A 10,573-nucleotide genomic window follows, 5' to 3' on the forward strand; every position below is an offset into this window, starting at 1 on the left:
CGTAGTTCAGCGCGCGCTCGGCAGAAATGCCGCCTACGTCCACCACGCTGTCCATGAACATGCGGTTGCGGTTGAACATCTTCTCGAACTCGCGCATTACGGCCGGGAACGACTTCAGCCAAGCCCGCAGCTTTTGGATAGCAACGGGCGTGAAGTCGCGCTCCATACCGCCTACACGGCCCATATTGGTAGTCAAGCGGGCGCCGCTTACTTCCTCGTAAATCTCGTAGACCTTCTCCCTCTCGTCCATCAAATAGAGGAAGCCAGTGAAAGCACCGGTGTCCACACCAAGGATACCGTTGCAGATAAGGTGGTCGGTGATGCGGGCCAGTTCCATCAGAATCACGCGCATGTATTGCGCACGTTTCGGAACGGTTACGCCGAGCAGCTTCTCCACTGTCATGTGCCAACCCATGTTGTTGATGGGCGACGAACAGTAGTTCATCCGGTCGGTGAGGGGCGTAATCTGGTAGAATGGCCGGCGCTCCGCAATCTTCTCGAAAGCGCGGTGGATATAGCCAATCGTAGGCACTCCCGACACAATCCGCTCCCCGTCCATCTGCAGAATATTCTGGAAGATGCCGTGGGTGGCAGGGTGGGTAGGCCCTAGGTTGAGCGTGGTTAGCTCTTGGTTGAAGTCGTTGACGGTTGGGGCCAGCGGATGAAGATTGGGCCGTTGCTCTTCGGCCTCTTCAACAATCTTGCGGGTGCCTTCCAGCGTGTCGTTTACTGCCATGATATAGGTATCCGGGGCCTAGCGGCCGAAGAATAAGTCGGTTTTGTCTTCACGGGTACCATCTTCCAGCGCGTATTGCTTGCGCATGGGGTGGTAGTCCATGTCTTCCACATTGAGGATGCGGATAAGGTTGGGGTGTCCAACGAAAATGATACCGTAGTAGTCGAACGATTCACGCTCCATCCAGTTGGCGGCGGAGTAGAGGTCAGTCAACGTCGGCACATGCGGGTCGCCAATAGGAAAGAAAATTTTCAGCCGCAGCCGGACGTTATACACTAGACTATGCAGCATGTACACCATGCCCAGCTCCTGGTCTTTACGCTCCGGCCAATGCATGCCGCACATGGTAGTCAGGAAATGCAGTTGCAACTCCTGGTCTTGCTGTAGGCCGGCAATAATATCGTGAATTCGCTCCCGCGTGGTCGTGACGGTCAGGAAGCCGTAGGGCTCTTCCACATCGGTGAAAGCGTCTTGTTGAAACAAACGATACAGAAGGTCGAGCAACTGCTTGTTCTTCTGCGCGGCCGGATCAAGTTCGGCAGCGGTTTCCTGAGCGTCGGGTGATTCTACGGTTGGGTCAGCCATTTAGCGATAGAAGTGAGCACAGAGAGGTGAGGGTTAGCAAAGTATTGCAAGCGTCTCGCCTCTCCGTGCGCAATGTCTGTGGTCTACTTGATGTTGTAAGAAGCCAGCAAGGCTTGATATTCAGGCGAGTTACGACGGCGCAACGACTCGTTTTTGGCGAGGTCCTGCACGCGCATCAAGCCGTCGAGCACTTGCTCGGGACGGGGCGGGCAGCCGGGCACGTACACGTCAACCGGAATGATCCGGTCGATGCCTTGCAGTACTGAATAGGTATCGAAGATACCGCCCGAAGAAGCGCAAGCACCCATAGCGAGTACCCACCGGGGCTCGGCCATCTGCTCGTATACCTGCTTCACGATGGGCGCCATTTGCTTGGCAATCGTGCCGATGACCATCAGCAAGTCAGCTTGGCGAGGCGAGAAGCTTGGACGCTCGGAACCGAAGCGCGAAATATCGTAGCGGGAGCCCATAGTAGCCATGAACTCGATGCCGCAGCACGAGGTGGCGAAGGGCAGCGGCCAGAGCGAGTTGGCGCGGGCAATACCCACCACTTTCTCCAGTGACGTAGCAAAGAAGCCGGCTCCTTCGAGGCCGTCCGGCGCTTCCGCCATTTTGATTTCAGGAACTCTATTATCCATGATAGAAAGTCAGATTGAAGAAGGGTAAACTCCTCTTAGCCAACACCAGCCAGCCAATAAAGGTTTGCTTGCTTACGCCTCGTTCCAGCGTAAAATGCCTTTTTTGATGACGTAGCCGAAGCCTGCCAATAGCAGCGCCAAAAACACTACCATTTCAATGAAGCCGTCGGTGCCCAAGGCCCGGAAGTTTACCGCCCAAGGATACATAAAGATGACTTCCACATCGAAAAGTACGAATAGGATGGCCGTGAGGAAGTATTTCACCGAAATCGGCGTCCGGGCGTTGCCCACCGACTCGATACCGCACTCAAAGGCTTCGTCCTTCACCACGCTCTTGCGGCGCGGACCTAGTAAGTGAGAAGTAATCATGGCAAAAGCCACGAAAGCAACCGCCAACCCAAACTGCACGATGATGGGCAGAAAGTCCTGCGGCTGATAATTGGTAGTTACAGCGAGAAGCATAGACATCAACGGGAAAAGGCCGTTCCAAAACGGCGTTGAAGGGCAAAGGTAACGCGAAAAGCGGGCGGAACAAAGGTGAAATCAGGAGGGAACGGAAAGCGGGATGTATGGCCTCTCAATGTTAAGCTACCTAATAGGCTTACTGTTCAGATGAGACTAGGATAAAAACCAAAAAGCCGCTTCAGTTTCCTGAAGCGGCTTTTAATGCTGATTGACTCAGGGCTTAGAAACCGCCCTGGCCGGTAGCGTTCAGATTCTCGCCGGTTTCTACGCCCATGAAAGGGTAGCGGTAATCAACGGGCGGCACGAAGGTTTCCTTGATGGCGCGTGGCGACACCCAACGAAGCAAGTTGAGAATGGAGCCAGCTTTGTCGTTGGTGCCGGAGGCGCGGGCGCCACCGAACGGCTGCTGGCCCACTACAGCACCAGTTGGTTTATCATTGATGTAGAAATTGCCAGCGGCGTGCACAAGGCGTTTCGAGGCTAGGTCGATGGCGTAACGGTCTTGCGAGAAGATAGCGCCGGTGAGAGCATAGGGCGAAGTACCGTCCACAAGGTCCAGCGTCTTCTCGAATTCCTGCGAATCGTAGACGTAGAGCGTGAGGACGGGGCCAAATAGCTCTTCGCACATGGTCACGTACTGCGGGTTTTTGGTCACGAGTACCGTGGGCTCGATGAAGTACCCTTTCGACTTGTCGTAGTTGCCGCCAGCAATGATGTCAACGGTTTCGTCCTGCTTGGCCGCATCAATGTAGCGGGCTAACTTGTCGAAGGAAGCCTCGCTGATAACGGCGTTGATGAAGTTCGAGAAGTCTTCCACGTCGCCCATTTTGAACGACTTCAGGTCTTCCTGCAAGTAGCCTTTCACCTCGTCCCACATGTTGCTCGGGATGTAAGCCCGGCTGGCAGCCGAACATTTCTGCCCTTGAAATTCGAAGGCGCCACGAGTAATTGCCGTAGCTACCTGGCGCGGGTGAGCCGAGTGGTGCGCCAGAATGAAGTCTTTGCCGCCGGTTTCGCCCACAATGCGTGGGTAGCTCTTGTAGGTACTGATGTTCTGGCCGATGGTTTTCCAGATTTGCTGGAACACGCCCGTCGAGCCGGTGAAGTGAATACCCGCAAAGTCGGGATGCGAGAAGATGACGTCGCCGGCCACCGGGCCATCCACATAAATCAGGTTGATAACCCCATCGGGCACACCAGCCTCCTTGAACAGCTCCATTAGCACCTGCGCCGAATAGATTTGCGTGTAAGCGGGCTTCCATACCACCACGTTGCCCATCATAGCCACAGAAGTAGGCAGGTTGCCAGCAATGGAGGTAAAGTTGAAGGGTGTGAGGGCGAATACAAAGCCTTCTAGCGGCCGGTGCTCCAAACGGTTCCACATGCCCGGTGCCGAGGCTGGTTGCTGCTTGTAAATCTCCTGCATGAAGTGCACGTTGAAGCGGAAAAAGTCGATCAACTCACAGGCCGCGTCGATTTCTGCTTGGTAGGCATTCTTGCTTTGGCCGAGCATGGTGGCTGCGTTAATGCGGGCACGATACGGACCCGCCAGCAGTTCGGCCGCTTTCAAAAAGATAGAGGCCCGATGCTCCCACGGCATATCGGCCCATTTGGCGCGAGCCGCCAAAGCGGCGTCAATGGCTTGCGTTACATGCGAGGCGTCGCCTTCGTGGAACTGGCCGAGCAGGTGCTGATGGTCGTGGGGCGGGTTGATGTCTTTGGTGTTGCCAGTGCGGACTTCCTGCCCACCGATGTACATCGGTATGTCGCGCTGCACTTGCTTGAGCTCTTTTATGGCTTTGAGCAGCTCCAAGCGCTCTGGTGAGTTGGGCGCGTACCCCTTAACGGGCTCGTTGATGGGCGTAGGGACGTTGAAAAAGGCGTTGGACATGGGTGGTGTTGCTAGTTACTAGTTTGTGATTGTGGTTAGGATGGGCGAAGCAAAGGTAGCCACCTAGTAGAAATGATGCGAGCAGTGAGTCACGATGTACATTTTCATCCGTACACATCATTTACCTCAACCTTAAATAATGCTGTAGTCGTATCCTTCAGCATGACCAATACCAAGACTCTTAGTATGCCCGAAGCCACTTATACGAACCCTATTTGGAACGATGATTTTCCAGACCCCACCATCATTCACGCTTCCGATGGCTGGTACTATGCGTACGGCACCCAAACCAAGCGCCGAGGCGCTATCATCAATATGCAAGTAGCCCGTTCCGCTGATTTGGTGCAGTGGGATTACTTAGGTGAGGCCTTACCTGTAAAGCCTACATGGGCCAGTAACACCCAAAAGCTATGGGCTCCGCATGTGAGTGAACACGAAGGCCGTTACTACCTGTATTACTCGGCGATGCCCGATGAAGCAGGCGAAGTAGGACTGTGCCTAGCCGTTGCTACTGCCGCCGAACCCGCTGGCCCCTTCACAGATATTGGAGCGCCATTGCTTTGCGGTTCCGGCTTCTTCAACATCGACCCTATGGCGTTCGACGATCCGGCCACTGGCAAGCGCCTGCTGTATTGGGGTTCCGGCTTTGGACCGTTGATGGTGCGCGAACTAGCCGAAGACCGAATCTCCTTTGCGGCCAACAGTGAAACCTACATCCTGATACGGCCAGCTGGTGCCGGTGACCCCAAACGCTACGACCAACTCATAGAAGGCAGTTGGGTGATACTGCGCGACGGTTGGTATTACTTATTTTACTCCGGCAACAACTGCTGCGGCGATGACGCTCACTATGGTGTGCTCGTCGCCCGCGCCCGCGCTGCTACCGGTCCCTTCGAAACGCTGGCTGAAGCTCTCGACAATCCCTACGCCATGCTGCTCGAAGGCAATGAGCATTGGCATGCTCCCGGCCACAACTGCGTAATAACAGACGCGGCCGGGCAGGACTGGCTAGCCTATCATGCCATTGATCCTCAGGAGCCCAAATTTGATGCAATTGACGCCGATCAAGGTTACTCCCGCCGCATTATGCTTCTGGACTGCCTGGAATACGTGAATGGCTGGCCCCGAATGGTAACTGGTGGCACACCATCTTTCGAGCGGCAACGAGCCCCTGCCATTAATGGGAAGGCGGGTTAGTGCTTCATCTCCACTGTTGTTTAAAAGCATAGAAATTCACTGGTGGCTTTCTGTTTGTTATAGGGATACAGAGCAAAGTGTCTTTTAAACAAATACACAAGGGTGTATGCAAATGATTGTGGCATAGCGGACAACACTAATTATGCTGTCCGCTATGCCACAATGAGGCTATAAGTAAGGATATTCTTTGCGTGTATTAATTACAACTACTAAGGGTAGTCTTATAAGTTATTATGAATCCGTAGTAGTCGTTGCCTAATATCCGACTAGATTTTAACAAGCGACTTTCTTAACGTATAGCTAATTGAAATTTTCAAATGGAATGCCCATAGCGGCGAATGCAAGGCTTCCAGAATTCGGGATGGTACTGAATCCAAGCGTGCACGCCGAAAGGCAAGGTGCTGTTGTCCTGGTTGGTGAAGGGCAACTTGTCTTCGTCCCAGTTGTTGTAGTCCGCCCCAAAATGCTGGGCCACTGAGTCAGAAGGAATACTGAAATTGGATTCGAGCTTGGGAAAGTGCATCGACACGAACAGATCGTCGAGGAAGATGCGCTTGCGCTTTTTGTTCATCCACAGAAAGAAGTCGATGTAGCGCTTGTGCTGGGAGGTGATGCGGTAAAAAGTGCTTGTCTTTTTCAGGCAGAAGCCACCAGCTCCCACGTAGTTGGGGCAGTTGTAGCCAATGAGACCACGCAGGAAGGTTTTAGGTCGAATGTAGCCTTCATTATAGATTACGGCCCCAATATAGTCGTGGTCTAAGGCGCACCATTCTTCGAGCTCATCGCGAAAGACGAAGGCATCGAGGTGGCAGATCAGCATATAGTCGTAGGCCAGAAAGCGCTGATAGAAGTTGGGCGCAATCATTAATTCAGCGAAAGCTTGCCAGCCTTTCCACTCGAACCGCTCGATAAAGATTTCCGCTTTGCCGTGGCAATAAGCATCGTACCACGCGGTGTTCAGCCAGGTGGGAGCCATAAAGGTGATATGATACTTATGCAGAACGGCGAGCGTCTGGGCCAGCGAAATTTTTTCTAGTTCCGAAGGCTCTTCCTTATGAATGGGAATAACGATTGTAACAAGGGACTTCTTTGTTGGTGGAATAATATTAACAACACGTTTTTTCCGGACGCGAGTGATAGAGTCACCCGCTAAAAGGGTTGATACCATGACAATAGGTGTGAGAGTAGGAAAGTGTGGTATTAAGAAGACGGGGGCGACGGTGAAGGCTAAATGAAGTCTCGGTAGGTATTTTCTGGCTCTGAGATTGACTATAATTTTTTATTAAAAATAGAAGATTGTTTATGAGATTTCAAGCATCTAGATTCAAAAATATCAATAATATTCGAAAAATTATAATGTAGTTTCTGTCATGGCTATTTCCCTGCTATATCTGAAGGGTTTATGAAGATTTGATGAATATTATTTATATTATATGCTAGGTCAACAACACGATTTTTGACTGTTTTTTGTGCATCGCGCAGCAACTAAATCTTGTTTAGTTCACTAAGGCCATTAGCCTACTCAGTGACGGGCATGGCTAGTGGGGAAAAGTTTTTGTGAAAATTTTCTTAAACAGTTAAAGGATACTGTGTTTTGCTACTCATTGAACGCAATCATTAAGGGGCACTTTATACTTATAGCGTGTGGTATGTTGTCTGTTTATGCTTCCTGCAACTAACGGACCATGTTTAAAGGAAACGTTATGCAAAGCCACGGAACAATTTTGCATGCCTCTTTACGCTTATATCTAGGCAAGGGCATACTTCGAAAAACTCTCGTAGAATGACTGCTAGGGGTGCATTCAGGAAGCACAGAGTATGGCGATTTTGTAGCAAGGAATAGGAAGCTGCTGGCTCACAGAAACTAGAAACCAAGTTCTAGACACGCTTCTTAAAGAGCCTGAAGAAGCTGGTATTATCAAACAATGGCTACTATGAGGCTCCTACGTTAATCCATAGTATTTCTAATAGCTTCTCTACCTGCTGCTCTAAGTCGGTGAGGGAACCGGTGTTGCGTAATACAGCAGCAAAGTTGGGATAGTGGTCCAAGACCGTTTCGCTCGGATGGTTGTCGTCGCGGGTGCCGTCGCCGCGTTGTTGGAGCGGGTCGCCTTCTACGCGTAACATCAGGCCGCCGCGGCTGCGAATAAGGTCCGCCTCGTTGGGAAACCGTACATCCGGAATAAGAATAAACTGGTCGGGCGGCAATTGGGAGAAAAAGGCTTGTACCCAAATAGCAGGTTCCCATTGGCGTAGCGCCAAGCCTACTTGCTGAAGCATTTCGCCACGGGTACGACCAAAAGCAGGGAGTAACTCCGTTTTGCCCTGTTGTGAAAAGTAGGGTGCTACATCTTCGCCGGCTAGAGCCGCACAAACAGCCTTAATCGGTTCTCCTACGGATCGAATGTGCCATTGCCGCTGCGGTTGCAACTGCTGAATGAGGTGTGCTACTGTGTCTTTGCCGCTACCACGGCGGCCCGAAAAGCCAATCAACTGTATCATTAGAGCGAAACACGGCAAGTTTCGAGTACCGATTCCGAAAGCCAAAAAAACCAATAATCCCACTGCTGGTCTACAATGGATAATCCACGTGCCAAGGAGCATCAAATAACTTAGGATCGACACCAAGTTGGCTAAGCAATGCATCTAGTTCAGAAATGCTATTGATGTAGTGCCTGTTACTAGATGTTATTATCAGATCTTCATCGCCTTCCCATGCAGCTAGCTTAGCTTTCAATAATTCAAACTCATATACGTTGTATTTGTGGGGCGGGGAAGGAAGTATTGAGAATGTAGTGCCTGAATAAATCCCAACCCATCGCCGTAAGTGTGGTGCAGAGGCAGGTGCTTCAGCCGCTATTGGTGCCCCAAGCATGTCAATACGATTCCATACTTTTTGGCGAATACCGCTCGGTAGCATAGTCTAGTGGCCTTACAAAAATGATTTCAACTCACTCAGGCAGCTTATTTCGTAGGTGGTTTCGGCGAAGTGGCGGCGCTTCTCGGGGTTGAAGTAGACTTGGTCGATGCCGGCGTTGTGGGCGCCTAGCACGTCGCACTCCAGGTTGTCGCCTATCATCAAGCTATCGGTGGCTTTGGCGCCAGTGCGTTCCAGAGCGTGCTGAAAGATGCGAGAGTCTGGCTTGAGGTGGCCGCAGCATTCCGAGGTGATGATTTCCTGGAAGTAGCTGGTGAGGCCTGCCGAATCGAGCTTGGTGTATTGCATGTCGCGGAAGCCGTTGGTAATCAAGTGCAGCGCGTACTTTGGTTTCAAGTAGTCAAGCACTTCAAACGTGAAGGGAAACACCGCCGACTTCAATGGTAAGATATCGGTGAACTGTTCGGAAAGTCCCGCGGGCGCAGCAGTTTCCGGCAAACCTAGCTTCACGAAAGTGCGCGGGAAACGGGTGGCGCGCAGTTGCTGCTGCGTGATTTTGTTGCTCTGATACAACCGCCACAAACCATGGTTGATGTCACTGTACACCCGGATAAACTCGTCTACTGTGAACACGCCGAAGCGGGCCATATCGTGGTGCTCATACAAATGCCGCAGGGTTTCGTTGGCATTGGTTTCGAAGTCCCACAGCGTGTGGTCTAAGTCGAAGAAGATGTGGCGGTACGGTTTCAAATTTCAGAATTATCAGTAAAGATTTAGATGACGTAAGCGACGGCGCAACCCCTTGTGCTTGTGCCTACAACCCATCTAGCAACAAACGCTTGACAGGGTGGTTTTCGCCGATATGCTCGCGCACGATGTCGGCGGCATCTTTGGGTTTGACGTCGCCGTACCAGATGCCTTCCGGATAAACTACTACCGCCGCGCCAGTTCCTTTTTTGCAATGCTTGCACTGGTCGAGGCAGCTGCAAGTTTGAACGCGGGTTTTGTGTTTCTCGCCCTTACGCAGCAAAGCCTTTAAAGCCTGCTTCTTCAATTCAATCTTCAACGCCCGCGCTACGTCTTTGCCGACTTCGGTTTTTTGGGCATTACAAACAAACAAATGAATCACGGACATCAAGGAGTAAGCAACTGGTATTGGGAACGGAACGGGCCGGAAGTTGGTAGAACAGATGGTAGGGCCAAGCGACTCAGCTACTAGTTAGCATTTTGTTGAGGGCCGGTCCAGCGGCGGTTCTGTAGCTTATACGCAGCTAGTTCCCGGTTCGACCAGAGCGTTTGATAAATCTGTTGGTCGCGAACCAGTTGGGTGTCGCGCTCCATATAGCCTAACAATTCCTGCACCAGCGCGGTGCCTTCACCTTCAATAAAGTAAAATATCCAATTGTCGAGGCGCCGGAAGTTCACCAAGCCGGCATTTTTCAGGTACAGTAATTGACGCGACGTTTTGGTTTGGGTGAAGTCGAGCACCTGTTCTAGATCGGAGATGCACATTTCCTGGTTGCGCCAAAGCAAGTGCAGGATGCGCACTCGGCTTTCGTCGCCGAAAGCTTTAAATAGTTGCTGGCCAAATGCAACGCTGAAGTGTTTGAGGCGCATCTTTAGACGAATGGCAGGGGAGGCGGCCCGGCGTGGGCCGTAGCAAATTTACGCTAAACCAGGCAGCGACCCCCAAAGAACCCGTATACTTGTAGTCTGTAATTCGTCCTATGTTTCTAGCAGTTCGATCTTATTTTTCGCTGGCTATCTGCTTGTTGCTGCTAGCCGGACTAGCCCCGACAACCGCCCGGGCTCAAGGCCAGGCGCGCGTGGTGCAGTTCACGGGCATCGTGGCCACCGGAGATTCCCTGCTCGGTGTGCCCGGCGCAACCATATTTGTGCCCAAAGCCGGCCGCGGTACTGCCACCAACGCCTACGGCTACTTCTCGATACCGGTGCTTACCGGCGACAGTATCATCATTCGGAGCTTAGGCTACCGCAACCAATACGTAGTTATTCCGCCCGACTACCAGCGGCAGAGCTATTCTGTAATCGTGCAGCTGCGCGAGGATGCCACGGTGCTGCCCGAGGTTCGCATTTTTCCATATGCTACCGAAAAAGCTTTCAAACAAGCTTTCCTAGCCTTGCGTCTGCCCAAAGAACGGGGTTCAAGCGCCGCCGAAAAC

General features: G+C 52.0%; 11 protein-coding genes and 1 pseudogene. 2 read left to right on the forward strand and 10 right to left on the reverse strand.

Features of this window, described 5'->3' with window-relative positions; genetic code table 11:
• From ACFE7X_RS24110 to pruA, 5 genes and pseudogenes are all read right to left on the reverse strand, one after another.
• Positions 1–736: pseudogene (locus ACFE7X_RS24110) on the reverse strand (NADH-quinone oxidoreductase subunit D); the annotation flags it as partial.
• Between the two features lie 18 nt (positions 737–754).
• Positions 755–1,321 carry an NADH-quinone oxidoreductase subunit C gene (locus tag ACFE7X_RS24115; RefSeq protein WP_375438236.1) on the reverse strand — a complete coding sequence of 189 codons (567 nt, stop codon included), beginning with the start codon at positions 1,319–1,321 and terminating at the stop codon, positions 755–757.
• Positions 1,322–1,404: 83 nt separating this feature from the next.
• Complete coding sequence (locus ACFE7X_RS24120) at positions 1,405–1,959, reverse strand: NADH-quinone oxidoreductase subunit B (RefSeq protein WP_375438237.1); 555 nt, start codon at positions 1,957–1,959, stop codon at positions 1,405–1,407.
• A gap of 72 nt (positions 1,960–2,031) precedes the next feature.
• Positions 2,032–2,421, reverse strand: coding sequence for an NADH-quinone oxidoreductase subunit A (locus tag ACFE7X_RS24125; RefSeq protein ID WP_243799877.1), 390 nt, complete (start codon positions 2,419–2,421; stop codon positions 2,032–2,034).
• Between the two features lie 223 nt (positions 2,422–2,644).
• Positions 2,645–4,315 (reverse strand): L-glutamate gamma-semialdehyde dehydrogenase, encoded by a 1,671-nt coding sequence (gene pruA, locus ACFE7X_RS24130; protein ID WP_375438238.1) that lies wholly within the window; start codon positions 4,313–4,315, stop codon positions 2,645–2,647.
• Positions 4,316–4,477: 162 nt separating this feature from the next.
• On the opposite strand from pruA, the gene ACFE7X_RS24135 reads away from it, so the two are divergent.
• Positions 4,478–5,512: a glycoside hydrolase family 43 protein gene (locus tag ACFE7X_RS24135; RefSeq protein WP_375438239.1), complete on the forward strand. Its 1,035-nt coding sequence runs from the start codon at positions 4,478–4,480 to the stop codon at positions 5,510–5,512.
• Between the two features lie 313 nt (positions 5,513–5,825).
• On the opposite strand, the gene ACFE7X_RS24140 is transcribed toward ACFE7X_RS24135, so the two are convergent.
• The 5 genes from ACFE7X_RS24140 to ACFE7X_RS24160 form a co-directional block, all read right to left on the reverse strand.
• Positions 5,826–6,680 (reverse strand): DUF5672 family protein, encoded by an 855-nt coding sequence (locus ACFE7X_RS24140; protein ID WP_375438240.1) that lies wholly within the window; start codon positions 6,678–6,680, stop codon positions 5,826–5,828.
• A 764-nt stretch (positions 6,681–7,444) separates the two neighbouring features.
• Entirely contained in the window at positions 7,445–8,014 is a 570-nt protein-coding gene (locus tag ACFE7X_RS24145; RefSeq protein ID WP_375438241.1) for a hypothetical protein, read from the reverse strand.
• 430 nt (positions 8,015–8,444) lie between these two features.
• Positions 8,445–9,140, reverse strand: coding sequence for a YjjG family noncanonical pyrimidine nucleotidase (locus ACFE7X_RS24150; protein WP_375438242.1), 696 nt, complete (start codon positions 9,138–9,140; stop codon positions 8,445–8,447).
• Positions 9,141–9,204: 64 nt separating this feature from the next.
• Positions 9,205–9,525 carry a ferredoxin gene (locus ACFE7X_RS24155; RefSeq protein ID WP_375438243.1) on the reverse strand — a complete coding sequence of 107 codons (321 nt, stop codon included), beginning with the start codon at positions 9,523–9,525 and terminating at the stop codon, positions 9,205–9,207.
• Positions 9,526–9,605: 80 nt separating this feature from the next.
• Positions 9,606–10,007: an ArsR/SmtB family transcription factor gene (locus ACFE7X_RS24160; protein ID WP_375438244.1), complete on the reverse strand. Its 402-nt coding sequence runs from the start codon at positions 10,005–10,007 to the stop codon at positions 9,606–9,608.
• 110 nt (positions 10,008–10,117) lie between these two features.
• Between ACFE7X_RS24160 and ACFE7X_RS24165 the strand changes: the two genes are divergently transcribed.
• On the forward strand, positions 10,118–10,573 hold a 456-nt coding region (locus ACFE7X_RS24165), incomplete at its 3' end, for a carboxypeptidase-like regulatory domain-containing protein (protein WP_375438245.1).

It is taken from the genome of uncultured Hymenobacter sp. (assembly GCF_964242765.1).
GTDB lineage: Bacteria > Bacteroidota > Bacteroidia > Cytophagales > Hymenobacteraceae > Hymenobacter.

Excerpts from the sequence above, each read along its gene's own strand:
- ACFE7X_RS24115 (WP_375438236.1), bottom strand. The coding sequence starts at position 1,321 with ATGGCTGACCCAACCGTAGAATCACCCGACGCTCAGGAAACCGCTGCC.
- ACFE7X_RS24120 (WP_375438237.1), bottom strand. The coding sequence starts at position 1,959 with ATGGATAATAGAGTTCCTGAAATCAAAATGGCGGAAGCGCCGGACGGC.
- ACFE7X_RS24125 (WP_243799877.1), bottom strand. The coding sequence starts at position 2,421 with ATGCTTCTCGCTGTAACTACCAATTATCAGCCGCAGGACTTTCTGCCC.
- pruA (WP_375438238.1), bottom strand. The coding sequence starts at position 4,315 with ATGTCCAACGCCTTTTTCAACGTCCCTACGCCCATCAACGAGCCCGTT.
- ACFE7X_RS24135 (WP_375438239.1), top strand. The coding sequence starts at position 4,478 with ATGACCAATACCAAGACTCTTAGTATGCCCGAAGCCACTTATACGAAC.
- ACFE7X_RS24140 (WP_375438240.1), bottom strand. The coding sequence starts at position 6,680 with ATGGTATCAACCCTTTTAGCGGGTGACTCTATCACTCGCGTCCGGAAA.
- ACFE7X_RS24145 (WP_375438241.1), bottom strand. The coding sequence starts at position 8,014 with ATGATACAGTTGATTGGCTTTTCGGGCCGCCGTGGTAGCGGCAAAGAC.
- ACFE7X_RS24155 (WP_375438243.1), bottom strand. The coding sequence starts at position 9,525 with ATGTCCGTGATTCATTTGTTTGTTTGTAATGCCCAAAAAACCGAAGTC.
- ACFE7X_RS24160 (WP_375438244.1), bottom strand. The coding sequence starts at position 10,007 with ATGCGCCTCAAACACTTCAGCGTTGCATTTGGCCAGCAACTATTTAAA.